The sequence below is a fragment of the Amaricoccus sp. genome, assembly GCF_017993425.1.
Taxonomy (GTDB): Bacteria; Pseudomonadota; Alphaproteobacteria; order Rhodobacterales; family Rhodobacteraceae; genus Amaricoccus.
In genome coordinates this window covers 60,959-87,651 of the sequence record NZ_JAGOMQ010000013.1, presented here as the reverse complement: position 1 = coordinate 87,651, position 26,693 = coordinate 60,959, and the positions used below count along the sequence as shown (strand labels likewise).

24 protein-coding genes are annotated in these 26,693 nt (G+C 73.9%); 15 read left to right on the top strand and 9 right to left on the bottom strand.

Features of this window, described 5'->3' with window-relative positions; translation table 11 throughout:
- The first annotated feature begins 74 nt into the window (after positions 1-74).
- The 4 genes from KBB57_RS08360 to KBB57_RS08345 all read left to right on the top strand — a co-directional run bounded on the left by KBB57_RS08360 (position 75) and on the right by KBB57_RS08345 (position 5,059).
- A complete protein-coding gene (locus KBB57_RS08360) occupies positions 75-695 on the top strand; it encodes a hypothetical protein (RefSeq protein WP_290748615.1) in 621 nt (206 codons plus the stop codon).
- 232 nt (positions 696-927) lie between these two features.
- Positions 928-3,684 carry an aconitate hydratase AcnA gene (gene acnA, locus KBB57_RS08355; protein WP_290748613.1) on the top strand — a complete coding sequence of 919 codons (2,757 nt, stop codon included), beginning with the start codon at positions 928-930 and terminating at the stop codon, positions 3,682-3,684.
- 258 nt (positions 3,685-3,942) lie between these two features.
- Positions 3,943-4,239 carry an antibiotic biosynthesis monooxygenase gene (locus tag KBB57_RS08350; RefSeq protein WP_290748610.1) on the top strand — a complete coding sequence of 99 codons (297 nt, stop codon included), beginning with the start codon at positions 3,943-3,945 and terminating at the stop codon, positions 4,237-4,239.
- A gap of 106 nt (positions 4,240-4,345) precedes the next feature.
- On the top strand, positions 4,346-5,059 hold the full coding sequence (locus KBB57_RS08345) for a thioredoxin family protein (RefSeq protein WP_290748608.1): 714 nt from the start codon (positions 4,346-4,348) through the stop codon (positions 5,057-5,059).
- A 139-nt stretch (positions 5,060-5,198) separates the two neighbouring features.
- Here KBB57_RS08345 and KBB57_RS08340 read toward each other — a convergent pair whose 3' ends face one another.
- The 5 genes from KBB57_RS08340 to hemB form a co-directional block, all read right to left on the bottom strand.
- Complete coding sequence (locus KBB57_RS08340) at positions 5,199-7,217, bottom strand: ASKHA domain-containing protein (RefSeq protein ID WP_290748606.1); 2,019 nt, start codon at positions 7,215-7,217, stop codon at positions 5,199-5,201.
- A 307-nt stretch (positions 7,218-7,524) separates the two neighbouring features.
- On the bottom strand, positions 7,525-9,930 hold the full coding sequence (gene pheT, locus KBB57_RS08335; protein ID WP_290748604.1) for a phenylalanine--tRNA ligase subunit beta: 2,406 nt from the start codon (positions 9,928-9,930) through the stop codon (positions 7,525-7,527).
- Positions 9,931-10,079: 149 nt separating this feature from the next.
- Positions 10,080-10,763 (bottom strand): ABC transporter ATP-binding protein, encoded by a 684-nt coding sequence (locus tag KBB57_RS08330; RefSeq protein ID WP_290748601.1) that lies wholly within the window; start codon positions 10,761-10,763, stop codon positions 10,080-10,082.
- A 126-nt stretch (positions 10,764-10,889) separates the two neighbouring features.
- Positions 10,890-12,185 carry a lipoprotein-releasing ABC transporter permease subunit gene (locus KBB57_RS08325; protein ID WP_290748599.1) on the bottom strand — a complete coding sequence of 432 codons (1,296 nt, stop codon included), beginning with the start codon at positions 12,183-12,185 and terminating at the stop codon, positions 10,890-10,892.
- Positions 12,186-12,547: 362 nt separating this feature from the next.
- Entirely contained in the window at positions 12,548-13,549 is a 1,002-nt protein-coding gene (hemB, locus tag KBB57_RS08320) for a porphobilinogen synthase (protein ID WP_290748597.1), read from the bottom strand.
- A gap of 131 nt (positions 13,550-13,680) precedes the next feature.
- Here hemB and KBB57_RS08315 point away from each other — a divergent pair, with 131 nt between their 5' ends.
- The 5 genes from KBB57_RS08315 (at position 13,681) to KBB57_RS08295 (ending at position 17,165) form a co-directional block, all read left to right on the top strand.
- Positions 13,681-14,178: a component of SufBCD complex gene (locus tag KBB57_RS08315; protein ID WP_290748595.1), complete on the top strand. Its 498-nt coding sequence runs from the start codon at positions 13,681-13,683 to the stop codon at positions 14,176-14,178.
- A gap of 159 nt (positions 14,179-14,337) precedes the next feature.
- Entirely contained in the window at positions 14,338-14,799 is a 462-nt protein-coding gene (locus KBB57_RS08310; RefSeq protein WP_290748593.1) for a RidA family protein, read from the top strand.
- Positions 14,792-15,571: a glycerophosphodiester phosphodiesterase family protein gene (locus KBB57_RS08305; protein ID WP_290748591.1), complete on the top strand. Its 780-nt coding sequence runs from the start codon at positions 14,792-14,794 to the stop codon at positions 15,569-15,571. The genes KBB57_RS08310 and KBB57_RS08305 overlap by 8 nt, the downstream gene beginning before the upstream one ends.
- Positions 15,572-15,585: 14 nt before the next feature.
- Positions 15,586-16,065: a hypothetical protein gene (locus tag KBB57_RS08300; protein ID WP_290748589.1), complete on the top strand. Its 480-nt coding sequence runs from the start codon at positions 15,586-15,588 to the stop codon at positions 16,063-16,065.
- On the top strand, positions 16,065-17,165 hold the full coding sequence (locus KBB57_RS08295; protein ID WP_290748587.1) for an AI-2E family transporter: 1,101 nt from the start codon (positions 16,065-16,067) through the stop codon (positions 17,163-17,165). Before KBB57_RS08300 ends, KBB57_RS08295 begins: the two co-directional genes overlap by 1 nt.
- On the opposite strand, the gene KBB57_RS08290 is transcribed toward KBB57_RS08295, so the two are convergent.
- The 4 genes from KBB57_RS08290 to KBB57_RS08275 form a co-directional block, all read right to left on the bottom strand.
- A complete protein-coding gene (locus KBB57_RS08290; protein WP_290748584.1) occupies positions 17,099-17,401 on the bottom strand; it encodes a LysR family transcriptional regulator in 303 nt (100 codons plus the stop codon). The genes KBB57_RS08295 and KBB57_RS08290 overlap by 67 nt on opposite strands.
- 15 nt (positions 17,402-17,416) lie before the next feature.
- A complete protein-coding gene (locus KBB57_RS08285) occupies positions 17,417-18,220 on the bottom strand; it encodes a shikimate dehydrogenase (RefSeq protein ID WP_290748582.1) in 804 nt (267 codons plus the stop codon).
- A gap of 4 nt (positions 18,221-18,224) precedes the next feature.
- On the bottom strand, positions 18,225-19,118 hold the full coding sequence (locus KBB57_RS08280) for an NAD(P)-dependent oxidoreductase (protein WP_290748580.1): 894 nt from the start codon (positions 19,116-19,118) through the stop codon (positions 18,225-18,227).
- Between the two features lie 133 nt (positions 19,119-19,251).
- A complete protein-coding gene (locus tag KBB57_RS08275; RefSeq protein ID WP_290748577.1) occupies positions 19,252-20,976 on the bottom strand; it encodes an FAD-dependent oxidoreductase in 1,725 nt (574 codons plus the stop codon).
- A gap of 131 nt (positions 20,977-21,107) precedes the next feature.
- Here KBB57_RS08275 and KBB57_RS08270 point away from each other — a divergent pair, with 131 nt between their 5' ends.
- From KBB57_RS08270 to KBB57_RS08245, 6 genes are read left to right on the top strand one after another with little or no spacing between them, the layout of a single operon-like run.
- On the top strand, positions 21,108-21,920 hold the full coding sequence (locus KBB57_RS08270) for an IclR family transcriptional regulator (protein WP_290748575.1): 813 nt from the start codon (positions 21,108-21,110) through the stop codon (positions 21,918-21,920).
- A complete protein-coding gene (locus KBB57_RS08265) occupies positions 21,917-22,177 on the top strand; it encodes a hypothetical protein (RefSeq protein ID WP_290748573.1) in 261 nt (86 codons plus the stop codon). The genes KBB57_RS08270 and KBB57_RS08265 overlap by 4 nt, the downstream gene beginning before the upstream one ends.
- A complete protein-coding gene (locus KBB57_RS08260; RefSeq protein WP_290748572.1) occupies positions 22,174-23,898 on the top strand; it encodes an FAD-dependent oxidoreductase in 1,725 nt (574 codons plus the stop codon). Before KBB57_RS08265 ends, KBB57_RS08260 begins: the two co-directional genes overlap by 4 nt.
- Positions 23,895-24,506, top strand: coding sequence for an NIPSNAP family protein (locus tag KBB57_RS08255; protein WP_290748569.1), 612 nt, complete (start codon positions 23,895-23,897; stop codon positions 24,504-24,506). Before KBB57_RS08260 ends, KBB57_RS08255 begins: the two co-directional genes overlap by 4 nt.
- A gap of 9 nt (positions 24,507-24,515) precedes the next feature.
- Positions 24,516-25,337: a TIM barrel protein gene (locus tag KBB57_RS08250; RefSeq protein ID WP_290748564.1), complete on the top strand. Its 822-nt coding sequence runs from the start codon at positions 24,516-24,518 to the stop codon at positions 25,335-25,337.
- 13 nt (positions 25,338-25,350) lie between these two features.
- Positions 25,351-26,391 carry a Gfo/Idh/MocA family oxidoreductase gene (locus KBB57_RS08245; RefSeq protein WP_290748561.1) on the top strand — a complete coding sequence of 347 codons (1,041 nt, stop codon included), beginning with the start codon at positions 25,351-25,353 and terminating at the stop codon, positions 26,389-26,391.
- Positions 26,392-26,693: the final 302 nt, after the last annotated feature.

The window sequence follows — 26,693 nt, the reverse complement described above, 5'->3', positions numbered from 1 at the left end:
GCCGCCGGGCGGGCGCGAGCTTGACAGCGTGGGGCGTGCCGCAAAGATGACGCCATGGGCAACGGGAGCGTGAGATGCGCGGATTGACGCTTTTCGTCGGGACTGTCTTGGCGACCGCCGCGGCGGCGCCCGTCGCGGCCGCGACGGTCACCTATTCCTTCGCGGGCGCCTGCGTGCAGAACTGCGCGGACGGCGGCGTCGACGACGGCAGCCCGGCCACGGGACGGGTCACCGTCGACACTGCCGGCTTCGATCCGGACGACGGGTTTGGCGTCGAGGCGCTGGTCGACTTCGACGTCCGTATGGCGGACCAGGTCTTCACGCGCGCCAACACCCCCTACTTCAGCTTTGGCGGCGTCTGGGAGGTGGTCCCCGGCGGCCCGACGATCTTCTTCCTTCAGGGCAGCCGGTCGAACAGCTTCCCCGACCTCGGCCCGACGTTCGAGCTTTTCGGCGACCCTTTCTCCGCCGGCGGGCTCTACTCGCCGCGGGGCGCCTGCGAGCTGGATTCGTTCGACGACCAATGCCAGGCGTCGTTCAACGGCGCGGCGATGTACGATCTCAAGGCCGTGCCGGTGCCGCTGCCGCCGGCGGCCCTGCTGCTGCTCGGCGGCCTCGGAGCCCTGGGGGGACTGGGAGCTTCGGGCCCTGTCCGGCGCCGCCGTCGCAACGCGCCCGCTTCCGCCGCGACCTGAAACGCGGCTGCGCCTCCGGAGCCCCGTTCCGCCGGATTCCGCCGCGCCGCAAGGCCCGGGCGGGGGCCGCCGACATGTCCCGGCGCCCGTCGAGATCCGGGCGTCCCCCGCAAGTCGATTTTTTTGTATGCCATGGTATGCGTTTTGCTCGCGGAAGCCTTGCGGGCTTCTCGCCGTTGCGGCATAGGAAGGGAGACGTTCCCCAGCCCCAAGACTCGCCCCGGGAGGCCAGATGACCGTTTTCGTAGGAACCGACTCCGCCAAGACGCGCCGCAGCCTCAAGGTGGGGAACAGGGAATACGCCTACTATTCGATCGCCGCGGCCGAGAAGGCGGGGCTCGGCGACTTCGGCCGGCTGCCGGCCTCGCTCAAGGTCGTGCTCGAGAACATGCTGCGCTTCGAGGACGCCAAGACCGTCTCGCTCGACGACATCCGCGCCTTCTCGGAATGGGGCAGGCTCGGCGGCAAGAACCCGCGCGAGATCGCGTACCGCCCGGCGCGGGTGCTGATGCAGGACTTCACCGGCGTGCCGGCGGTCGTCGACCTCGCGGCGATGCGCGACGGCATCAAGGCGCTCGGCGGCGACCCGCAGAAGATCAACCCGCTGAACCCGGTCGACCTCGTCATCGACCACTCGGTGATGATCGACGAGTTCGGCACGCCCCGCGCCTTCCAGCTCAACGTCGACCTGGAATACGAGCGCAACTTCGAGCGCTACCAGTTCCTGAAATGGGGGCAGAGCGCCTTCGACAACTTCCGCGTGGTGCCGCCGGGCACCGGCATCTGCCACCAGGTCAACCTCGAATACCTCGCCCAGACCGTCTGGACCGACACCGACCCGTCGGGCGCCCTCGTCGCCTACCCGGACACCCTCGTCGGCACCGACAGCCACACCACCATGGTCAACGGCATGGCCGTGCTCGGCTGGGGCGTCGGCGGCATCGAGGCCGAGGCGGCCATGCTCGGCCAGCCGGTCTCGATGCTCATCCCCGAGGTGATCGGATTCAAGCTCACCGGCAGGATGGTCGAGGGCACCACGGCGACCGACCTGGTGCTCAAGGTCGTGCAGATGCTGCGCAAGAAGGGCGTGGTGAACAAGTTCGTCGAGTTCTACGGCGAGGGGCTCGACCACCTGCCGCTCGCCGACCGCGCGACCATCGCCAACATGGCGCCGGAATACGGCGCCACCTGCGGCTTCTTTCCGATCGACGGCGAGACGCTGCGCTATCTGAGGAACACCGGCCGCGACGAGGACCGCATCGCGCTGGTCGAGGCCTACGCCCGCGAGAACGGCATGTGGCGGGGCCCGGACTACGATCCGGTCTACACCGACACGCTGCACCTCGACATGGGCGAGATCGTCCCGGCGATCTCCGGGCCGAAGCGGCCGCAGGACTACACGCCGCTCAACATGGCGTCCTCGGCCTTCTACAAGACCGTCGCCGACTACCGCGGCATCGACAAGAGCGAGGGCGCGCAGGAGATGCAGGACGAGGGCGGCGGCGTCGTCGCCGCGCCGGCCGACGTGCGCAAGACCGCCAGCGTCGAGGGCGAGGACTACACGATCCGCGACGGCTCGGTGGTGATCGCCGCGATCACCTCCTGCACCAACACCTCCAATCCCTACGTGATGATCGGCGCCGGCCTCGTCGCCCGCAAGGCCCGCGCCCTCGGCCTGACCCGCAAGCCCTGGGTCAAGACCTCGCTCGCGCCAGGGAGCCAGGTGGTGTCGGAATACCTCGAGGCCGCGAACCTCCAGGAGGACCTCGACGCCATCGGCTTCAACCTCGCGGGCTACGGCTGCACCACCTGCATCGGCAATTCCGGCCCGCTCGGCGATCCGGCGATCTCCAAGGCGATCGCCGAGAACGACCTCGTGGCGACGGCGGTGCTGTCGGGCAACCGCAACTTCGAGGGCCGCATCTCGCCGGACGTGCGGGCGAACTACCTCGCCTCGCCGCCGCTGGTCGTCGCCTATGCGCTGGCCGGCGACGTCAACATCGACCTGACCACCCAGCCGCTGGCGCAGACGCCGGACGGCAAGGACGTGTTCCTCGCCGACGTCTGGCCGACCAACGAGGAGGTGGCGGAGCTCGTCGAGCGGACGGTGACGCGCGAGGCGTTCCAGTCGAAATACGCCGACGTGTTCAAGGGCGACGAGAAGTGGCGCGCCGTCGAGACCACCGACAGCGAGACCTACGACTGGCCGCCGACCTCGACCTACATCCAGAACCCGCCCTACTTCCAGGGCATGGGCCAGGAGAAGGGCGTCATCTCCGACATCACCGGCGCGCGCATCCTCGCGCTCCTCGGCGACATGGTGACCACCGACCACATCTCGCCCGCCGGCTCGTTCAAGGCGGCCACCCCGGCCGGCCGCTACCTGACCGAGCGCCAGATCGCCCCGCGCGACTTCAACTCCTACGGCTCGCGGCGCGGCAACCACGAGATCATGATGCGCGGCACCTTCGCCAACATCCGCATCAGGAACGAGATGCTCGACGGCGTCGAGGGCGGCTACTCGCTCGGGCCGGACGGCGAGCAGACCTCGATCTTCGACGCGGCCATGGCCTGGAAGGACCAGGGCGTGCCGCTCGTCATCGTCGGCGGCGTCGAGTACGGCGCCGGCTCCTCGCGCGACTGGGCGGCGAAGGGGACGGCGCTCCTCGGGGTGAAGGCGGTGATCGCCGAGAGCTTCGAGCGCATCCATCGCTCGAACCTCGTCGGCATGGGGGTGATCCCGTTCGAGTTCACCAACGGCGACAACCGCAAGACGCTGGGGCTGAAGGGCGACGAGACGATCTCGATCGCCGGTCTCGCCGGCGACCTGAAGCCCCTGTCGCTCGTGCCCTGCACCATCGTCTACGGCGACGGGACGGTGCGGGAGATCCAGCTGAAGTGCCGGATCGATACGGCGATCGAGATCGAGTACGTCGAGCATGGCGGCGTGCTGCACTACGTGCTGCGCAACCTCGCCGGCGCGGCCTGACCGCGCGCTCCCCGGCCCGTCCGGGGGGAGGCGCGCACGGGGCGGGATCGGCGGCGGAAGCCGGTGACGGGAGCGGCGCGCGGGCGTATGATCGTCGCCGCCCCCGCGCCGCATTCGGGGTGGGCCGGGTTTCCGGGCGTCGGCCCGGACGCTCCCGCGCGGGGTGGCTGCCGACGCCCTCGGCAAGGCCATGCGTCACCGCGCCGCCCGCCTCGCTTCGACCGGACGCCGCCGCCGCACGGCCGGGGAGGTCAGACCATGACAGCGATGAACATCGTGCGTTTCCGCGTGAAGCCCGGGCGGGAGGGCGACTTCGTCGAGGCGCACCGGCGCATGAACCCGAAGCTCGACGGGATGCGCCATGCCCGGATGGTGCGGACCGGTGAGCAGACCTTCTGCCTCGTCGGGGAGTGGGACGACATGGACCGTCTGGCGGCCGCCCGGCCGGAGATGATCGGGATGCTGGACACCTTCCGCGACATGCTGGAGGATCTCGGCGGCGGGCTCGGCCTCACCGATCCGGTCTCCGGCGACGTGGTGCTCGAGCTGCGCTGAGCGGTCGGCCCCGCCCGCCGGCGCGCGCGGAATTCCTCGCGAAGGCTTGACTGGCGCCGGCGGGCGCGCGGCGATAGTCCTGTGGCCGTCGCCGCCCGGGGGAACGATGCGAATTTTCCAGCCTGTTCTGGTCGTTACGGCGCTCGCCGCCCCGGCGCTCGTCCCCGCGGCGACGGTTGCGCAGGAGACGCCCGTCGTCGTCGAGCTCTACACCAGCCAGGGTTGCTCGGCCTGCCCGCCGGCCGACGCGATCCTCGCCGAGCTGGCGCAGTGGCCGGACGTGGTGGCGCTGGCGCTGCACGTCGACTACTGGGACTATCTCGGCTGGAAGGACAGCTTCGGCCAGACCGCGCACAGCCTGCGCCAGCGCGCCTATGCGCGGGCGGCGGGCAAGCGGTCGCTCTACACGCCGCAGATGATCGTGCAGGGCGCGGACCGGGTGGGCGGGGCCGACGCCGACCGGGTCGCGGCGCTGATCGCCGAGCACCGGGCGCGCCCCGCCGAGGCGAAGGTCGACCTGACCCGCGAAGGCGAGCGGCTCGACGTGCGGATCACCGCGGCGAATCCGGTCGGGGTGGGGCCGTCCGAGGTCTATCTGGTGCGCTACATCGACGAGGCGAACGTGGCGATCGAGCATGGCGAGAACGCCGGCTACGACATCGACTACGCCAACGTGGTCACCGACTGGACCTCGGTCGGGCGCTGGGACGGGGTGACGCCGATCGAGCTCGACCTGCCGACGCCCGGCCCCGAGCCGGTCGCCGTCATCGTCCAGCGCGACCGCCTCGGCCCCGTCGTCGCGGCGGCGAAGCTGCCGTAGGGCAGCGGACCGTCGGAGGCGGCTCTTCGGGGCGGACCCAGGGTTCGGGCGCAAGCTCCTGCGCGGTTGCAAGCTGCATTGGATACGGGCGAATGACGCCTTCGCGTGCGAGGCGCGCTCCCCTGCGCCATAGCGGCCGTCACCCGCGGCGGCGCCGCCGACCTTCGGCGCCGGCGGCGCCGAAGGCGACCTCCGGCAGCGGCGGCAGGTGGGGGAAGGCGTCGGTCGCGTGCGGGATGGCGTTCGCGGCGACGAAGTGCTCCTGGAAGCGCGGCTCGATCGCGGTCTCGACCTTGTGGATGCGGGTGACCAGCGCCTCGACCTCGCGGCGGGCGGCGGCGTTGAGGAGCGCGATCCGCGCCCCGGTGCCGGCGGCGTTGCCGGCGGAGGTGACCTTGGCGAGGTCGCAGTCGGGGATCATGCCGAGCACCATGGCGTGGCGCGGCGAGATATGCGCGCCGAACGCCCCGGCCAGCACGATGCGGTCGACCGCATCGACCCCGAGGCTGTCCATCAGCAGTCGCGCGCCCGCATAGAGGGCGGACTTGGCGAGCTGGATGGCGCGCACGTCGCCCTGGGTGACGAGGATCCGCGGGCCGCCCGCCGCCGAGCCGTCGTGGAGCAGGTAGGCGTGGGTGCGGCCCTCGGGCACGCAGCGGGAGGAGCCGGTCGCCTCGGCGGAGCCGATCAGGCCGGAGGCGTCGAGGAGGCCGGCGAGGCGCATCTCGGCGATCACCTCGATGATTCCGGAGCCGCAGATGCCGGTGATCCCGGTCGCCGCGGTCGCCTCGGCGAAGCCGGGCTCGTCGGACCAGATGTCCGAGCCGATGACGCGGAAGCGCGGCTCGCGGGTGACGGGGTCGATCTCGACGCGCTCGATCGCCCCCGGCGCGGCGCGCTGGCCGGAGCTGATCTGCGCCCCCTCGAAGGCCGGTCCGGTCGGCGAGGAGCAGGCGAGCACCCGGCGGCGGTCGCCGAGCAGGATCTCGGCGTTGGTGCCGACGTCGACGATCAGCATCAGCTCGTCCGAGACGTTCGGCCCCTCGGAGAGCGCCACAGCCGCCGCATCGGCCCCGACATGCCCGGCGATGCAGGGCAGCACGTAGATGCGGGCGTCGGGGTGCATCGCGAGGTCGATCTCGGAGGCCCAGAGCGTGAGCGCCGAGGCGGTGGCCAGCGCGAAGGGGGCCTGGCCGAGCTCGACCGGGTCGATGCCGAGCAGCAGGTGGTGCATCACCGGGTTGCCGACGATCACCGCCTCCATGACCAGCCCGCGCTCCACCCCGGCCTCGGCGGCGGCCTGCCGGACGAGGTCGTTGAGGGCCCCGCGGACGGCGCGGGTCATCTGCGCCGCGCCGTCGGGGTTCAGCATGGCGTAGCTGACCCGGCTCATCAGGTCCTCGCCGAAGCGGATCTGCGGGTTCATCAGGCCGGCGGAGGCGAGGACGTCGCCGGTGACGAGGTCGCAGAGATGGCCGGCGATCGTCGTCGAGCCGAGGTCGATGGCGAGGCCGTAGATCGAGCCCTCGTAGAAGCCGGGCCAGACGTGGAGGATGCGGGCCTCGCCGGTCCCGTCGCCGTGGAAGACGGCGCAGGTGACCTTCCACTCGCCCTTGCGCAGGGCGGGCTGGAGCATCTGCAGGGTACGCAGGTCGCCCTTGACGTGGGCGAGGCCCCATTGGTCGAGGAGCGCCTTCTCCAGCCGCTCGAGATCGCCGGAGGGCTCGTGCATGTCCGGCTCGGCCACCTCGACGAAGTAGAGCCGGGTGGCCGGGTCCATGACGATCCGGCGGGCCTCGGCGCGCTTGCGGACGACCTGCTTGTGGACCTGGGACTCGGGGGGGACGTCGATGACGACGTCGCCGAGGATCTGGGCCTGGCATCCGAGGCGGCGGCCGGCGGCGAGGCCGCGCTTGGACTTGTAGCGCTCCTCGACCGCGTTCCACGGCGAGAGGGCGTCCGCGTCCACGGTCAGCCCGTGCTTGGGGAACTCGCCGAAGGACGGGGTGATCTGGCACTTCGAGCAGATGCCGCGGCCGCCGCAGACGCTGTCCAGGTCGACGCCGAGCTGGCGGGCGGCGGCCAGCACCGGCGTCCCGGCCGCGACATGGCCGCGCTTGCCCGAGGGGGTGAAGATGACGAGCGGGTCCTTGGCCATTCCTTGCCCCCGGGGTGTCCGCTGGACTTAACCCCTCGACCCCCCGGGCGGAAGGCGGAAGGCGGCGCTTTTCGCGCCGGAGACGGCGCCGGCGGGAGCGGCCCGGATTCGGGTCCGCGACGGAGCTTCCGGGCTGAACGTCTCGAACTGCGCCATGGCCGGGGCGGAGAGACGGCGCCGTCCGCGCTACGGTGCGGCGCGCCGCGGGCGCTCCGGTCGAGCCGGCGCGACGTGGACGCGGCGCCTGGGTCCGCCCGGCGGCGGCGGCCGCAAGGCCGGCGGCGGCGGGGGGAGGTCCCCGGCTGGGTCAGCTGCGCAAGGTCCCGCCGGTCGCCTTGGCCACGCCGGCGACGACGCGGGCGGAGACGGCCTCGATCTCGGCCTCGGTGAGCGTCCGCTCGGTCGGCTGCAGGCGGACGGCGATGGCGAGCGACTTCTTGCCCGCGCCCATCTGCGCCTCGGCGCGCGGTCCGGCGAAGACGTCGAAGACCGTGACCCCGGCGATCAGCGTCTTGTCGGCGGCGCGGGCGGCCTTGAGCACGGCCTCGGCCTCGACGCGGTCGTCGAGCACGAAGGCGAAGTCGCGCTCCACCGCCGGCAGGTCGGAGACGACGAGCGCCGGCCGGGCCGTGCCGCGGGCGCGCGGGAAGGGCAGCGCCTCGAGGTCGATGGCGAAGCCGACCGCCGGGCCGCGCAGGTCGAGCGCCGCGAGGACGCGCGGGTTGATCTCGCCGAAGGTGGCGACGACGGTCTTCGGCCCCAGCGTCAGCACGCCGGAGCGGCCCGGGTGCAGCCAGTCCGGCGCGTCGCGCCGCAGCATCAGGCCCGGCGCGGCGATGGCGGCGAGCGCGGCCTCCGCGTCGGCGCGGGCGTCCCAGAGGTCCACCGGCCGGCGGGCGCCGAAGGGGTCGCGCGGCCCGGTGGCGCCGACGCGGATGCCGGCGGCGTGCAGGCGCTGCTCGCCGGGCTCGCCGCCGGGGAAGACGTGGCCGACCTCGAAGAGCGCGAAGTCGCTGGCGCCGCGGGCCTGGTTGCGCGCCGCCGCGGAGAGGAGGCCGGGCAGGAGGTCGGGGCGGAGATGGCTCATCTCCGAGCTGATCGGGTTCTCGATGCGGACCGCGTCGGCGCCGCCGCCGAAGAGGCGCGCGGCCCGCTCGTCGATGAAGCTGTAGGTGACGCATTCGTGGAAGCCGGCGGCGGCGATGCGGCGGCGGGCGGCGCCTGCACGGCGCTGCATCGGCGTCTGCACCGGGCGGGCGACGCCGGGGGCGCGCGACATCGGCTTGCCCTTGAGCCCGGAGAGGCTGGCGATGCGGGCGATCTCCTCGACGAGGTCGGCCTCGCCGAGGACGTCCGGCCGCCAGGAGGGCGGCGTGACGACCAGCTCCTCGCCGTCGCGGTCGACCGCGAAGCCGAGGGCGACGAGGATGCGCTCCTGCTCGGGGGCCGCGACGTCGAGGCCGACGAGCGTGCCGACGCGCGAGAGGCGCAGGCGGTAGGTCCGCTCGGAGACCGGCGGGCGGCCGGCGACCTCGACCTCGGAGGGCTCGCCGCCGCAGAGGTCGAGGATCATCCGCGTGGCGAGCTCGATCCCCGGCACGGCCGAGCGCGGGTCGACGCCGCGCTCGAAGCGGTAGCGGGCGTCGGAGTTGATGCGCAGGCGGCGCCCCGTGCGGGCGGTGCGGATCGGGTCGAACCAGGCGCTCTCGACGAGGACGTTGGTCGTCGCCTCGGTGACGCCGGTGCGGGCGCCGCCCATGACGCCGCCGATCGATTCCGCCCCGTGCGCGTCGCAGACCAGCGTCTCGGAGCCGTCGAACATGTAGTCCTTGCCGTCGAGGGCGACGAGGCGCTCGCCTTGGCGGGCGAGGCGGACGGTGATCGCCGGGCCGTTGACGCGGTCGGCGTCGAAGACGTGGAGCGGGCGGGCGCGGTCGTAGGTGACGTAGTTGGTGATGTCGACGAGCGCCGAGATCGGGCGGAGGCCGATGGCGCGGAGCCGGTCCTGGAGCCAGGCCGGCGAGGGCCCGTTGCGGACGCCGCGGATCAGCCGTCCCGCGAAGAGCGGGCAGGCCTCGGAGGCGACGTCGGGGGCGAGGTAGATCGCCACCGGGTTCGGGAAGGCGCCGGGGACGGGCTCGATCGGGGCGGTGACGAGGCGGCCGAGGCCGCGGGCGGCGAGGTCGCGGGCGACGCCGGCGACGGAGAGCGCGTCCGGGCGGTTCGGGGTGACGGCGATCTCGATGGTCGGGTCGAGGTTCGCGACGTCGACGAAGGCGGCGCCGACGGGGGCGTCGGGGTCGAGCTCGGCGATGCCGTCATGGGCCTCGGAGAGCTCCATCTCGCGCTCGGAAAGCATCATGCCCTGGCTCTCGACGCCGCGGATGCGGCCGACCTTGAGGGTCAGGTCGGTGCCGGGGATGTAGTCGCCGGGCATGGCGACGACGACCTTGATTCCGGCGCGGGCGTTCGGGGCGCCGCAGACGATCTGCCTCTCGCCGTCGCGGGTCAGCACGCGGCAGACGCGCAGGCGGTCGGCGTCGGGGTGCTGCGTCGCCTCGAGGACCTCGCCGACGGTGAAGGCGGCGAGCTTGCGGCTCGGGTCCTCGACGCCCTCGACCTCGAGGCCGAGGTCGGTGAGCGCGGCGGTGATCTCGCCGAGGCTCGCCTTGGTGTCGAGGTGCTCCCTGAGCCAGGACAGGGTGAATTTCATGTTCCCTCGCGCGCCGGGATCCGGTGTCGCCGCGGTTTAGGCGAAGGCGGCGCCGAGGGGAAGGGGCGGGGGGCGCCATGGCCCGGGCGTCCGGATCGGCATGGGCCGGGTCGGGAGCGGCCCCGGGGCCATAGCCGCGCGCTCCGCCTTCAGCCGGTCTCCACGATGCGTCCCGCCGAGAGGCGCAGGGTGCGGTCCATGCGGGCGGCGAGGTCGGGGTTGTGGGTGGCGATCAGCGCGGCGAGGCCGGTGGCGCGGACGAGGGAGAGGAGGGTCTCGAAGACCCGGGTCGAGGTCTCGGGGTCGAGGTTGCCGGTCGGCTCGTCGGCGAGGAGGATGCGGGGGGCGTTGGCGAGCGCGCGGCAGAAGGCGACGCGCTGCTGCTCGCCGCCGGAGAGCTCGGCCGGGCGGTGGGCGGCGCGGGCGGCGAGGCCGACCTCGGCGAGGAGGGCGTCGGCGCGGGCCTCGGCGGCGGCGCGACGGGCGCCGGCGGCGCGCTGGGGGAGGGCGACGTTCTCGCGGGCGCTGAACTCGGGCAGCAGGTGGTGGAACTGGTAGACGAAGCCGATCGTCTCGCGGCGGAGCCGGGTGCGGGCGGCGTCGTCGAGGCCGTGGGCGGGGCGGCCCTCGATGGCGATCTCGCCGGAGCTGGGCGAATCGAGCAGGCCGGCGACGTGGAGCAGGGTCGACTTGCCGGCGCCGGAGGGCGCGACCAGCGCAACGACCTCGCCGGGGGCGAGCGCCAGCGAGGCCCCGTCGAGGACGACGACCTCGCCGGGCGCGCCGGGGTTGTAGACCTTGCGGACGTCGGTGAGCCGGAGCGCGTCACTCATGGCGCAGGGCCCTCGACGGGGTTGGGGCGGGCCGGCGCGCCGACGGAGAGGCCAGGCGCCATGGCGACGACCTCGCCGGGCGCGCCGGGGGTGGGGGCCTGTCGGACGTCCGTCAGCCGGAGGGCGTCACTCATAGCGCAGGGCCTCGACGGGGTTGAGGCGGGCGGCGTTGCGGGCGGGGGCGAGGGTGACGAGGAAGGAGAGGCCGAGCGCCATGGCGACGACGGCGGCGACGTCGCCGGGGCGGAGGCGGGCGGGGATCTCGGTGAGGAAGCGGATCTCGGGGTTCCAGACCGAGCCGCCGGAGATCCATTCCACCACCGCCTGGATGTCCTGGATGTAGGTGGCGAAGAGGCAGCCGAGGAGGACTCCGAGCACCGTGCCGGTCACGCCGATCAGCGCGCCGCAGAGGAAGAACACCCGCATGATCGAGCCGCTGGTCAGGCCCATGGTGCGCAGGATGCCGATGTCGCGGCCCTTGTTCTTCACCAGCATGACGAGGCCGGAGACGATGTTGAGGCCGGCGATCAGCACGACGAGGGAGAGGATGATGAACATCACCCGGCGCTCGACGTCGAGGGCGGAGAGGAAGGCGCCGGAGGCGTCGCGCCAGGTCCAGAGCACCGCGCCGTCGCCGGCGGCCCGGGCGAGGGGGGCGCGGAGGGCGTCGACGTCCATCGGGTCGGCGGTGAAGACCTCGATCTCGTCGGCGGCGGCGTCGCGGTCGAAGAAGGCCTGCGCCTCGGCGAAGGGCATGTAGACGCGGGTGCGGTCGATGTCGAAGCGGCCGACGCCGAAGACGTAGACGACCTCGTAGTCGGAGATGCGCGGCGAGGCGCCGAAGGGGGTGTCGATGCCCTGCGGCGAGATCAGGGTGACGACGTCGCCGACGGCGAGGCCGAGCTCGCGGGCGACGCCGGCGCCGATGGCGACGCCCTTGTCGAGGCGGGAGAGGTCGCCGAAGCCGATCTCGGGGCGGGCGACCAGCGGGACCTTCTCGAGATCCGCGGTGCGCGTGCCGAGGACCTCGACGCCGGTGGCGCGGCCATGGGCGGAGGCCATCACCTGGCCGCGGACGAGGGGGCTCGCGCGGGTGACGCCGGGGACGGCGGCGAGGCGGGCGGCCAGCGCGTCGTAGTCGCGGATCAGCCGGTCGGGCTGGCCGTCGGGGCCGAGCGTCGGGGCCTGGTAGACGGTGACGTGGGCGTTCGCGCCGATGATGCGGTCGGTGAACTCCTCGCGGAAGCCGATCATCACCGCCTGCACGACGATCAGGGTGGCGACGCCGAGCATGACGCCGACCAGCGCGTACCAGGCGATGACGGAGACGCCGCCCTCGCGGCGGCGGGCGCGCAGGTAGCGCCAGGCGATCTGCCACTCGAAGGCGGCGAAGGGCGGCGGCGTCCGGGGAGCGTCGGTCATGGCGCGCGGACCGTGGGAGGGGCGGGCGGGAAGGTCAACCGGCAATCGGCCGGGCCTCGCGGTCCGGCGAGGAAGGCGTGCGGCGGTCGTGAAGGGTGCGGGACGGGGAGCGGCCGCGCGACAGCGCGGGCGGCGGGGTCAACGAGGAGGGGCCGTCGGCGCGGGAGGCCGGGCGGAGCGGCGTCCGAGCTTTGCGCCGGTCCCGGCCGGGCGCCGGCTGGGGGACGGGGCGGCGCGGGCGTCCGAGCCTCGTGACGATTCCGGCCGCGCGCCGGCCGGGGGGCAGGGGGCGGCGCGGACGCGGGCGGCGCGGTGCGGGCGGCAGCAGGCGGTGCGGGCGGGGCTGGTCGGCGGGCGGCGGGTCAGCGGGCGGCCAGCGCGCGGGCGGCGCGGGGGGCGAAGTAGGTGAGGACGCCGTCGCAGCCGGCGCGCTTGAAGGCGATGAGGCTTTCCCACATGGCGCGGTCGCGGTCGAGCCAGCCGTTGGCGGCGGCGGCCTCGATCATCGCGTACTCGCCGGAGACCTGGTAGGCGAAGGTGGGCACGCCGAAGCGGGCCTTCACCGCGGCGCAGACGTCGAGATAGGGGAGGCCCGGCTTGACCATCACCATGTCGGCGCCCTCGGCGAGGTCGATCGCCACCTCGCGCAGGGCCTCGTCGCGGTTTCGCGGGTCCATCTGGTAGGTCTTCTTGTCGCCCTTGAGCGCGCCGCCGGAGCCGACGGCGTCGCGGAAGGGGCCGTAGAAGCAGGAGGCGTACTTGGCGGCGTAGGCGAGGATCGTCACGTCGGGGAGGTCGTTCTCGTGGAGGGCGGCGCGCAGGACGCCGATGCGGCCGTCCATCATGTCGGAGGGGGCGAGGATGTCGGCGCCGGCCTCGGCCTGGGCGAGGCCCATCTTCTCCAGCGCGACCAGGGTCTCGTCGTTGAGGACCTCGCCGTCGCGGACGAGGCCGTCGTGGCCGTCGGAGTTGTAGGGGTCGAGCGCCACGTCGAGGAGGACGCCGACCTCGGGCACGGCGGCCTTGATGGCGCGGGTGGCGCGGCAGACGAGGTTCTCCGGGTTCCAGGCCTCGGTCGCCTGCGGGTTCTTGTCGGCGGCCTCGGTGTAGGGGAAGAGCGCGAGGCAGGGGATGCCGAGGCTTGCGGCCTCCTCGGCGGCGCGGACGGCGCGGTCGATGGTCAGGCGCTCGACGCCGGGGAGCGAGGCGACGGGCTCGGCCGCGTCGGTTCCCTCGCGCACGAAGATCGGCCAGATCAGGTCGGCGGGCGCGAGGCTCGCCTCGGCGACGAGGTCGCGGATCCACGGCGTCCGGCGCAGGCGGCGCGGGCGGCCGAGCGGGAAGGGGGCGGCGAGCGGGGTCATCTGGCGCGGGCTCCTCCGGCTGGCTCGGGTCCCCTGTGCCACGGCGCGGCGGCGACGCTCAACCCCTGTCGGGGTTGGATCGCGGGGCTGGCCGCGGTAGGACCGGCCGGTCGCCGCCGGAGTCCCGCCCCTTGTTGTCCGTGTTCCGCTTCGAGAGCTTCTTCAGCGTCTGGTACTGGGCGCTGACCGTGGTCGTCTGGGCGCTCGTCTGCCAGCGCACGCTGGGGGTGCCGCACGACATGGTGGTGCGGGCGGCGCGGCTGCCGGAGGTGGCGGAGCGGGTGGACCTGCTGGCGCGGATCGGGGCGGAGCGGCTGGCGGGGATCGGCGACGCCTGCGGGGCCTGGGCGGCGGCGGCGGCGGGGTTTGCGCTGGCCGGGCTCGCGACGCTCGCCTACGCCTATCGCGTCGAGGCGGCGGAGGCGGCGTTCCTGCTGGCCTTTCCGCTGGCGGCGGCCGGGTTCGGGACGCTGCGGCTCGCGCGGCAGGTCCGGGCGCGGCGGCTCTCCGGCGAGGCGCTGCGCAAGCGGCTGTCGCGGCGGCGGGCGATCAACCAGGCGATCGCCATGGTGGCGATGGTGACGGCCGCCGTCGCCGCGCTCGGCCACCCGCCACGGTTCGGCTTCTGAAAATGTCCCACAGTGGGACGCATATTAAGTAATTGGTGCAAATATACATTATTCGTGATGTCGAGTTATCCACAGGCGCGGGGGCCGGGAGATCCGGCGCTTGGCGGGGGTGGGCGCCCGGCCTATAAGGGCGCGAAACCAGTACGAGGGAGACCGCCCATGTCCGCAATCGAGAAACGTCTCGCCGAGCTCGGCGCGAGCCTGCCCGACGCGCCGGCGCCGGCGGCGAACTACGTGCCCTTCGTCGTCTCGGGCAAGATGGTCTACGTCTCCGGCCAGATCAGCGGCGACGCCGGCGGGCCGATCCGCGGGCGGCTCGGCGAGGATCTCGACGTGGCGGCCGGGGCGGCGGCGGCGAAGACCTGCGCGCTGGCGCTGCTCGCCCAGGCGCGCAAGGCGGCAGGGGGCGATCTCGACGGGATCGCGCGGATCGTGAAGCTGACGGCCTTCGTCAACAGCGCGCCGGCGTTTACCGACCAGCCGAAGGTGGTGAACGGCGCGTCGGACTTCCTCGTCGAGGTCTTTGGCGACAAGGGGCGCCATGCGCGCTCGGCCGTCGGCGTGGCGGCGCTGCCGCTCGGGGTGGCGGTCGAGATCGAGGCGATCTTCGAGCTTGCCTGAGCTTTCGCCCGCGCTCGACCCGGCCTTCCTGCGGCTGCCGCTCGCGCATCGCGGGCTGCACGACGCCGCCGGCGGCGTGATCGAGAACAGCCGGGCCGCGGTCAGGGCCGCGGTCGAGGCGGGCTATGGCGTCGAGGTCGACGTGCAGCGCGCCGCCGACGGCGAGGCGATGGTGTTCCACGACGAGGCGCTGCCGCGGCTGACCGGCGCGCCGGGGCTGGTCGCCGACCACGCAGCGGCGGCGCTCGGGCGGCTGCGGCTGAGCGGCAGCGACGAGACGATCCCGACGCTCGCCGAGGTTCTGGCGATCGTCGGGGGGCGGGCGCCGCTCCTCGTCGAGGTGAAGGACCAGACCGGGGTGCTCGGGCCGGAGGTGGGGCCGCTGGAGGCGCGGGTGGCCGGGCTGCTGGCCGGCTATGCCGGGCCGGTGGCGGTGATGTCGTTCAACCCGCATTCGGTGGCGGCGCTGGCCGCGGCGGCGCCGGGGGTGGCGCGCGGGCTCACCTCCTGCGCCTTCGACGGCGAGGACTGGGCGCTGCCGGACTATCGCCGGGCGGAGCTCGCGTCGCTGGCCGAGGCGGGGCCGACGGGGTCGAGCTTCGTCTCGCACGACAAGGCCGACCTCGCGAGTCCGGCGGTGGCGCGGCTGAAGGCTGGCGGGCTCGCGGTGCTGACCTGGACGATCCGCTCGCCGGCGGAGGAGGCGCTGGCGCGGCGGGTGGCGGACAACATCACCTTCGAGCGGTATCGGGCGGCGATTCCGGCGGGATGAGGGGGGCGGAAGGCATGGCGAGGGCGAGCCGGTTCCGGATCGACATTCCCCGCGGCGGCTATGCGCCGGCGTTCGGGGGCACCTCGGAGGCGCCGGAGGGTGGAGCGCCGTCGGACCCCGGGGCCCCGCGGGCGCTGGCGCTGCCGCTCCTGGAGGATGCCTACGCCGGCAATCCGGGGCAGCCCGGGGGCTACCGGGTCGACCTCTTCCTCTGGCGCTTCGCCCATGGCCGCCACGCCGAGGCGCTCGCCGAGGCGCGGCGGGGGAACGCGCCGCAGATCCTCCATGGCCACGTCGCCGTCGCCGCGGCGGCGACGGAGCCCGGCCTCGCCGACGAGGCCGTCCCGGCCATCCTCGCCGGCAATCCGGGCTCCGGCGCGCGGATCGCCGGCGACCTCGCCGGCCGCCATCTCGCGCCGGAGCCGGCGGCGCGGATCGTCGCGAGCCTCGACCGCGCCGGCCTCGACACGGCCGCCGCCGCGGGCTCGTCGTGATGCCGGAGCGGCGATTTCCCCGGGCGCGGCGGGAGGCGTTCGAGGCGGGCGCGACCGACTTCGTCGTCCGCCTCGCCTTTCTCGGGCTGTTCGCCTGGTGGTCGCTGCAGCTCGTCAGCCCGTTCATCCCCATCGTGGTCTGGGCGGTGCTGCTCGCCGTCGCGCTCTATCCCGCCTATGCCTGGCTAGAGGCGCGGCTCGGCGGGCGCGGGGGGCTCGCGGCGACGCTCATCACCCTCGTCGCGCTCGCCACGGTGCTCGGGCCGGTGAGCCTGCTGGTGGGGAGCCTCGCCGAGAGCGTGCAATGGCTGGCGACGGGGGTGCAGTCCGGGGCGCTCCGCATCCCGCCGCCGCCGGCGGGCGTCGCGGGCTGGCCGGTGGTCGGCGAGACGGTCTCGGAGGCCTGGGCGCTGGCGGCGGGCAACCTCGAGGAGGCCACGCACCGCTACGGGCCGGCGATGCTGCCCGCCGGCGGGGTGGTGCTCGGCAAGGTCGCGGCGCTCGGCGCCGACGTGCTGAAGTTCGTCGTCTCGGTGGTGATCGCCGGGTTCCTGTTCCCGCCGGGGCCGCGCCTCGCCGCCGGGGTGCGGGCCTTCGCGAGCCGCCTCATCGCCCCGCGCGGCGCGCATTTCGTCGACCTCGCGGGGGCGACGATCCGCAACGTCTCGCGCGGGGTGATCGGGGTGGCGCTGCTGCAGGCGCTGCTGGCGGGGGTCATCCTCTATGGCGCCGGCATCCCGGGCGCCGGGCTGATCGCCTTCGGCGTGCTGCTGCTCTGCATCGTCCAGATCGGCGCCGCGCCGGTGCTGCTGCCGGTGCTGATCTGGATCTGGGTGACGCAGACGACGACCTTCGCCGTCGTGCTGACCGCGCTCCTCGTGCCCGTCGGGCTCGTCGACAACGTGCTGAAGCCGATCCTGATGGCGCGCGGGCTGACGACGCCGATGCTCGTCATCCTGACCGGGGTGATCGGCGGCACGCTGACGCACGGGCTCGTCGGGCTGTTCCTCGGGCCCGTGGTGCTGTCGGTGTTCTACGAGCTGGTGCTCGCCTGGGCCCGCCTGCCGCCGGCGCGGAGCCGCGACGACCCGGAGGCGTGATCCGGGCCGCCCCCGGCCGTCATGTCCGCGGGAGGCCGGTGGGGCGGAGGCGGCGTTTCTGGGCGGCGATGCGGAACGGGGCGTCGGGGGCGCCCGCCGAGGCTTTCCTCGGTGTGCTCGAGGAGCCGGCTGATGCCGGGGGACGAGACGTGCAGGAGCTCGGCCGCGCCCTGGATGGCGCCGGTCATCATCGCGGCGCGGATGACCTCGACCTGGCGCAGCGGGAGATCCGGCATCGCGCTCCCCCCGGTTCAGACCGCGTCGAGCCCGAGCATCCGGTCGACGAGGAGCTGGGCCTGCGCGTCGAACATGCCGGCGCCGGGCATCGTCGCGCAACCGATGTGTCGGGCGTGGACGAGGAGCGGCGAGATCTCGGGCCGGGTGATGACGTCGGCGACGAACTGGGCGGCCACGAGTTTCGTGGCGTCGACGGGGAGCGGGTCGCCCTCGCGCATCCCGAGCGGGGTGGCGTTGGCGACGAGGTCGACGCCGGTCGGGTCGGCGTCGCCGGAGGCGGCGCGGCCGGGGAAGCGCTCGGCGAGACGGGCGAGGATGCGGTCGCGGCGGGTCGTGTCGATGTCGTGGATTTTCAGATGCTTCGCGCCGCGGGCGAGGATCTCGTAGGCGATGGCCGAGCCGGCGCCGCCGGCGCCGACGAGGAGCGCGGTCTTGCCGGCGACGTCGAAGCCGCGGGCGGCCATGCCGTCGAGGTAGCCCTGGCCGTCGGTGTTGTCGCCGCGCCAGCGGCCGTCCGCTCCGCGGCGGATGACGTTGGTCGAGCCGGCGAAGGCGGCGCGCTCGGTGGTCTCGTCGCAGAAGGCGAGGCAGGCGATCTTGTGGGGGACGGTGACGACGATGCCGTCGACGTTCCGCGTGACGCGGGCGGCGGCGAGGAAGGCGTCGAGGTCGGCCGGGGCGACGTGGGCGGGGACGACGAGGGCGTTGGCGCCGCGCTCGACGAGGATCGCGGTCAGCGCCGGGGGGGACTTCACCTGCGCGATCGGGTCGCCGACGATGTAGTAGAGGCGGGTTTCTCCGTTCAGGATCACGTCCATGGGGTCAGCTCTTGCGATAATGGGCGAGGGTGCGGGCGACGCCTTCGGCGAGGCCGATCCGGGGCGTTGCGGCGAGGAAGGCGGGGCGGGGGCCGGCGCCGATCTCGGGCGGGATGCGCAGCGGCGGGCCGTCGATGGCGATGTCGGCGGCGGGGATCTGGGCGCGGAGGGTGGTGAGGAAGGTGGTCATGTCCGTGGTCTCGCCGGCGAGCGTCCAGGCTTCGGCGCCTTCGGGCGGGCTCTCGACGGCGGCGACGAAGGCGGCCGCGACCTCCTCGACGTGGACGAAGCCGACGCGGCCGGAGAAGCGGATGACGGCCGGGCGGCCCTCGTGGGCGGCGCGCAGCGCGATGCTGGGGCCGGCGGCGATGCCGGAAGACTCGCCGGGGCCGTAGACGATGTAGGGGCGGAAGCCGACAGAGGGGAAGCCGCGGTCGGCGAGATAGGCCCGCGCGCTGCCTTCGACGGCGAGCTTGAAGGCGCCGTAATGCGTTGCGGGCCTTGGGTTTTCCGCATCCGTCGGGCCGAAGACGCCGGCGGTGGAGACGTAGGCGAGCGAGGGCAGGCCCTCGGCGATGGCGGCCTCGAACAGGTTGAGGCTGCCGATCAGGTTGATCATGGCGCCGGCGACGGGGTCGCGGGCGCAGTCGAGGGTCATCACGCCGGCGAGGTGGACGGCGCGGTCGCAGCCCGAGATCGCGGCGCGGACGGCGGCGGGGTCGCGGATGTCGCCGGCGCGGCATTCGACGGCGGCCGAGAGGCCGGGGGAGACGAAGTCGAGATGGGCGGGGTCGGGGCGGAGGTCGAGGACGCGGACGGCGTGGCCGCGGGCGACGAGGTCGCGGACCACCCAGGCGCCGAGGAAGCCGGTTCCGCCGGTGACGAGGACGCGGGTCATGCGGATTTTGGTCCCCGTGGCGGGAGGGCGGCGAACCCTTTGCCGGAGCTCGAAAAATGCTGGCTGGAATGGGGCTGGAATCCGGCTGGAATCCGGCTTGCCACTTTTTTACGGGGGGTTAACGGGCGGGGGGTCATGCGGCCGCCCTCCGGTTGGCGTGGCGGGCGGCTATGTAGCCGAAGGTGATCGCCGGGCCGATGGTTATGCCGGGGCCGGGATAGACGCCGCCCATGATCGACTGGGCGTCGTTGCCGACGGCGTAGACGCCGGGGATCGGGCTGCCGTCCTCGCGGAGCACGCGGGCGTCGGGGTCGGTGACGAGGCCCATGGCGGCGCCGATGTCGCCGGGCCAGAGGCGGACGGCGTAGAAGGGGGCCGCGCCGATCGGGCCGAGGGTCGGGTTCTTCGTCCCTGCCTCGGCGTCGCCGTTGGCGCGCTCGTAGACGGTCTCGCCGCGGTGGAAGTCGGCATCCACGCCGGCGGCGGCGAAGGCGTTCATCCTTTGCGCCGTCTCGGCGAGGCCGGCGGGGTCGATGCCGAGCTTGCCGGCGAGGGCCGCGAGGGTGGGGGCCTCGACGAGATAGCCGTCGGCGAGGAAGGGCTTCACATCGCCGCCGCCGGGGCGGACCATGCCGAGGCCGTATTTCCGCAGCGCGACGCTGTCGCAGAGGATGAAGGCCGGGATGGTCGAGCCATCCGTGTTCGCCGCGTACATCGCGGCGACGAACTCGTGATAGCTGCGGGATTCGTTGACGAAGCGGCGGCCGTCCTTGCCGACGCAGACCGTGCCGGGCTTCGAGCGGTCGAGGACGAAATGCGGGAAGGCGGCCATGGAGCCGTCCTTGCGCTTGCGGACGGAGATCGGGGCCCAGAAGGCGTTCTGCGCCTGGCCCGTGCCGTAATGGGCGCCGAGCTTCAGCACGATGTCGTGGAGCGCGCCGGTGTGGCCCGGGGCCGCCGGGCTCCAATCCGGGGCCGGGGCGGGGAGCATCTGTTGCCGGCGCGTCGGGTGGCGGGTGAAGCCGCCGCTCGCCAGCACCACGCCGCGGGTGACGCCGATATGGCGCGCGACGGCGCCCTGGCGGACGGCGAGGCCGGTGACGGCGCCGTCCGCGGTCGTGAGGTCGGTGACCTCGGCCTCGGTGAGGATCGTCACGCCGAGGCGGCGGGCGGTGAGCAGCAGGCGGCCGATCAGAGCGTTGCCCATCAGCATCCGCGGGTCGCGCGGGTAGCGGAGCCGCGCGAGGCCGTAGCGGGCGATGAGGCGGAGCGCATAGGCGAGCGAGGCGGCGGACTGCTTCATCCGCAGCAGGTGCTTGATGTCGTCGCGGTCGATGGCCATGCCGCCGAGGATGGTGAACTCGGGGATCGGCGGCCGGACGAGGGCGAGGTCGGCGCCGAGGGCGCGGCCGTCGAAGGGCTCCGGCTCGAGGGCGCGGCCGCAGGCGGTCGCGCCTTCGAGCTCGTAGAGGTAGTCGGGGTGGAAGGGCCGGGCGCGGAACTGCGCGTCGGTCCTGTCGAGGAGGGTGTGGATCGCGTCCGGCCCCGCGTCGAGGAAGGCCTCGCGCAGGGCCTTGGGGGCGCGGTTGCCGACGGCGCGGTCGAGGAAGCCGGAGACGTCGGCGCGGCTGTCCTCGGCGCCGACGGTGGCGGCGAGGCGGGTGCCGGGGATCCAGGTGGTGGCCGCGGAGAGGGCGGAGGTGCCGCCGAGATACTCGGTGCGCTCGACGAGGAGCACGCGCTGGCCCTCCAGCGCCGCGAACACCGCGGCCGCCATGCCGCCCGCGCCGGCGCCGAGGACCGCGAGGTCGAACGTCGCGCCCTCCGCGATCCCGCCGAGCCCGTCTGCCGCCGCCATTGCGTCCTCCGATTCGTCATCGTTGGCCGATTGGTGCCACAGTGCCGAACGCAATTCAATTTCAGAATATCATTCCATTTTTGCGGGCGAGGTAGTATGTCGTCGGCACGCGACGGGAATCGGAGGTTGCGGTGAGCAGCGTGCTGGAGCGGACGCTCGGGATACTGGAGATGCTGGCCTGGCATCCGGCGGGCCTGCCGGTGGGCGCGATCGCCACGCGGCTCGACATGCCGCCGAGCGCGGCGCACCGGCTGCTGAACGATCTCGCGCGCCTGGGCTACGTGCGGCAGGACCGCGCGCAGGGCGACTATGCGCTGACGATCAAGCTGGCGTCGCTGGGGCTGACCTTCCTCGGGCAGAGCGGGGTGACGGATGTTGCGCAGCCGATCCTCGACCGGCTGGCGGCCGAGTCGGGCGAGTTGGTGCGGCTGAGCGTGATCGACGGCGACAGCCTCGTCTGGGTCGGCGTGGCGCAGGGCGCGACGGGCGGCCTGCGCTATGACCCGGGCCGCGAGCAGGGGGTGGTGGCGCATCTCGCCTCCTCGGCCGGTGGGCGGGCCTGGCTCGCGACGATGAGCGACGATGACGCGCTGATGGCGGTGTCGCGGCAGGGGATCGCGCCGACGCAGCCGGGGGCCGGGGCGAAGGCGCCGGCGAGCGCGACGGAACTGCTCGCGCGGCTCGCCGAGGCGCGGGCGCAGGGATACGCGGTGGCGATCGACAGCTATCTCGCCGGCATGGCGGCGATGGCCGTGCCGGTGCGCAGCGCCGGGACGGGCGAGGCGATCGGCTGCCTCTCGATCGCGGCGCCGAGCGTGCGGCTCGACGCCGCGCGGATGGCGGCGCTGGCGCCGGCGTTGCAGGCGGCGGCCGGGGAGATCGGCGCGGCGAGCCGGGGCTCGCGGTTCTTCGCCGCCCGTCCGGCGGAAAGACGGACGGCATGAGGGCGGTCGTCACCGGGGCGAGCGACGGCATCGGCGGCGCGGTGGCGCTGCGGCTCGCCGCGGATTGCGCGGCGCGCGGCGGGGCGCTGGAGCTGGCGCCGACGACGAGCGGGCGCAAGCCGGCGCCGCAGGGGCCGCTCGATGCGCCGGCGGGGCAGGGAGTGCGGGCGACGTTCCTGACCGGGGACGTGTGGGAGGCCGGCGTTTGCGCTAGGCGGGCGGAGCGGGCGCTGATGCCGGGGCTGCTGGCGTCATGAGCGGGGATCGGGTGTGCGACGTGCTGGTCGTGGGCTCCGGGGCCGGCGGGCTGGCGACGGCGGTGGTGGCGGCGTTCCACGGGCTCGACGTGGTGGTGGTCGAGAAGGAGCCGGTGCTCGGCGGGACGACGGCGTGGTCGGGCGGGTGGCTGTGGATACCGCGCAACCCGCTCGCCGTGCGGGCAGGGATCGTCGAGGACGAGGCCGGGCCGCGGCGGTATCTGGCGAGCGAGCTCGGGAACCGGGCGGCGGATCCGCGGTTGGAGGTGTTCCTGCGGAACGGGCCGGAGATGGTGCGGTTCTTCGAGGCGGAGACCGCGGTCGCCTTCGTCGACGGCAACAAGGCGCCGGATTTCCACGCCACGCCGGGCCATGCGACCGGCGGGCGGTCGGTGGCGGCGGCGCCCTATGACGGGCGGGGGCTGGGGGCGTGGATCGCCAAGCTGCGGCCGCCGCTCGACATCGTGTCCGTGGCCGGGATGGGCGTCGCCTCGGGCGCGGACATGGGCCATCTCGTCAACGCGACGCGGTCGGTTGCCTCGGCGCGCTACGCGGCGGGGCGGTTCCTGCGGCATGGGCGCGACCTCGCGGTTCACGGGCGGGGGATGCAGCTCGTCAACGGCAACGCGCTGGCGGCGCGGCTGCTCAGGAGCGCGCTCGACAAGGGCGTGGAGATCCGGACGGGCGCGCCGGCGGAGCGGCTGGTGGTCGAGGACGGGCGGGTGGTCGGCGCCGCGATCGGCGGGGCGGAGGCGGGCGTGGTACGGGCGCGGCGCGGGGTGGTGCTGGCGACGGGGGGATTCCCCCACGACGCGGCGCGGATCGCGGCGATGTTCGACCACGCGGAGCACCATTCGGCGGCGCCCGAGGGGAACGCCGGCGACGGGATGCGGATGGCGGAGGCGGTGGGGGCGCGGGTGGCCGACGACCTCGTGCATCCGGGGGCCTGGGCGCCGGTGTCGCTGGTCCCTCGGGGCGACGGCAGCGTCGGGCGGTTTCCGCATCTGGTGGAGCGGGCGAAGCCGGGGTTCCTGGCGGTGGATGCGGCCGGGCGGCGGTTCGTCAACGAGGCGGACAGCTATCACGACTTCATGGCGGGGCTGTTCCGGGCGACGCCGGAGGGGGCGGAGCCGGCGGCGTGGCTGATCGCCGATCATGCGGCGCAGCGGCGCTGGGGGCTCGGGGCGGCGAAGCCGTTCCCGTTCCCGCTGCGGCCGCACCTGGCGAGCGGCTACCTGCGGCGGGGGCGGACGATTCCCGAGCTGGCGCGGGCCTGCGGGATCGACCCGGCGGCGCTGGAGGCGACGGTGGCGCGGTTCAACGAGCATGCCCGGCGCGGCGAGGATCCGGATTTCGGCCGCGGCGCCTCGCCCTACAACCGGGTGCAGGGCGATGCGGCGGCGCGATGGCCGAACCCGGCGCTCGGGCCGCTGGAGCGCGGGCCGTTCTACGCGGTGCGGATCGTCGCGGGGAGCCTCGGCACCTTCGCGGGGCTGCGCACCGATGCGGCGGCGCGGGTGACGGGCGCGGACGGCGCGGCGATCCCGGGGCTGTTCGCGGTGGGCAACGACATGACCAGCGTCATGGGCGGCAATTATCCGAGCGGCGGCATCACGCTCGGGCCGGCGATGACCTTCGGATACGTCGCGGGCCGCGTGCTCGCGGGACTGCTCGTGGACGGGCTCGACGAGACAGAGAGACTGGAGGAAGCCTCGGCATGACGTTCTACGAGATCGCGACGCTGAAGACGGTGATCTTCGGCGCCGGCAAGGCCGCGCCGGCGGTGGAGGCCTGGGTGGCCGAGGGCGGCGGGCGGCTGCTCGGCGCCTTCGCCTCGGACATCGGGGCGCTGAACGAGATCTACGTGCTGCGCGGCTTCGACAGCCTCGACGCGCTTGTCGAGGAGCGCGACCGGGCGCTCAGGAGCGACAACCCGTTCGGCTGCGTCGAGCATCTGGTCGACATGAGCTTCGACACCTACAGGCCGCTCGACTTCCTGCCGCCGGTCGAGCCGGGCAGGTTCGGGCCGTTCTACGAGCTGCGGAGCTACCGGATGAAGCTCAACGGCCTGATGCCGACCATGGGCAAGTGGCAGGGCGCCGTGCCGGGGCGGAGCGCCTACTCGCGGCTGACGATCGCGATGTACTCGCTCGACGGCAGCCCGCGGCTGACCCAGCTCTGGCCCTATCCCTCGCTGGAGGCGCGGGCGAAGGCGCGGTCGCAGTCCTTCGCCGACGGGGCCTGGCCGGCCAAGGGCGGCCCGGACTGGCTGACGCCGGCGATGACCTCGACCATCGCCATGCCGCTCGCCTTCTCGCCGTTGCAGTAGGGGCCGGTCATGGCGCACAGGTTCTCGCTCGCCTTCCTGACGGTCTTCGACGTCGGCCCGGTGGAGGCGGTGAAGGTCGCGGCGGCGACCGGCTACGACCTCGTCGGGCTGCGGCTCCTGCCGGCGGCGGCGTCGGGGGAGGCGGCGTATCCGATCATGACCGACGACCGCCTGCTCGCCGAGACGGCGGCGGCGGTCCGCGACAGCGGGATCGGGGTGGCGGACATCGAGATCGCCCGGCTGAAGGCGGAGACGGACGTCGCCGGCTTCGCGCCGTTCTTCGAGCGGGGGGCGCGGCTCGGGGCGCGGAACGTGCTGGTGGCGGGCGACGATCCCGAGGAGGCGCGGCTGACCGAGCGCTTCGCGGCGCTGGCGCGGCTCGCGGCCGGATTCGGGCTGACGGTGGACCTCGAGTTCATGCCGTGGACGAAGGTCCCGAACCTCGCTGCGGCGCGGCGCATCGTCGAGGCGGCGGGCGAGCCGAACGGCGGGGTGCTGGTCGACGCGCTGCACTGCGACCGCTCCGACACCACGCTGGCCGAGATCGCGGCGCTGCCGCCGCGGCTCGTCCACTACGTGCAGTTCTGCGACGGGCCGGCGGAATACGATCCCTCCGACGCCGGGCTGATCGACATCGCCCGGCGCGCGCGGCTGATGCCGGGCGAGGGCGGGATCGACCTCGCGGGGCTGGCGCGGGCGATCCCGGCGGACGCGGTGATCAGCGTCGAGATCCCGAACCACGCGCTCGCCGAGCGGCTCGGCCCGGCGGAGCGGGCGGCGTTGGCGTTGCGGACCACGAAGGCCGTGGTCGCCGCCGCCGTGCCGGCCTGAGGGGACGAGCGAGATGCGCATCGCCGTGATCGGCGCCGGGGCGATCGGCCTCACTCATTGCCAGGCGATCGCCGGGACGGAGGGCTTCGAGCTCGCCGGGATCGCCGATCCGTTCGACGGCGGCGCGGCGCTCGCCGCCCGCTTCGGGACGCGGCACTACCGCGACCACGGAGCACTCCTCGCGGCCGAGCGTCCCGACGGGGCGATCGTGGCGACGCCGAACGAGACCCATGTCGCGATCGCGCTGGACTGCCTCGCGGCGGGCGTGCCGGCGATCGTGGAGAAGCCGCTCGCCAATACGCTCGCCGAGGCGGAGACGCTGCTCGCCGCGGCGCGGCGGACGGGGCTGCCGGTGCTGGTCGGCCATCACCGCCGGCACGACACAAGGGTGCAGCGGGCGCGGGCGCTGATCGAGGCGGGGACGCTCGGGCGGCTGGTCTGCGTCAGCGTGGCGGCCTGCCTGATGAAGCCGGACGACTATTTCGCGCCGGAATGGCGGCGGACGCCGGGGGTGGGGGGCACGTTCCTCATCAACCTGATCCACGAGATCGACCTGTTGCGCTATCTGTGCGGCGAGATCGTGTCGCTGTCGGCCTATGCGTCGAGCGCCACGCGGGGGCTCGCGGTCGAGGACACCGGGGCGATCACCTTCGAGCTCGCGAGCGGGGCGCTGGCCTCGCTCGTCGTCTCCGACACGGCGGCCGGGCCGTGGAGCTGGGACCTGACCGCCGACGACAGCGGGCGCTTCGCGGTCCATGACGTCGATTCGCACCGGGTGGTGGGGACCGAGGCGGCGCTGACCCTGCCGCGGCTGGAGGTCTGGCGCCACGACGGGGCGCGCGACTGGACCGTGCCGATGCGGATGACGCGGGACGCGACGGCGCGCGAGGATCCGTACGTCCGGCAGATCCGGCACTTCCGCGCGGTGGTCGAGGACGGCCTGCCCACCCATGTCGGCGCCGTCGAGGGCGCGCGCAACATGGCGGTGATGGACGCGGTGCGCGTCTCGGCGGAGACGGGCCGGCGGGTGGCGGTCGCCCCGGTCGGGGAATAGGGGGCCACACGGACCGACCGAAGCGGGCTCTGCCCGCGAGGCCACGGCGCGACAAGCGAAAGCACGGCTTTCGCCGCGCCGACGACCGGAGCGCGTTGGCGCGGAGGTCGTCAGGGGTGAAGATTTCCCCGTCGCGCGCAATCCGGCCGTGATCGCCCCGGCGAGCGCGGCGACGCGCTCGCCCCCGGCGGGGCGATCGCGGACGGGATTTGCCACGGGTCAAATCCGTCTGGCTTCGACGTCGCGGCCTGTTCCCGCCGGGCTGTCTCTTACCCGTCGCGCAGCAGGGGCGGGCGCTCCGT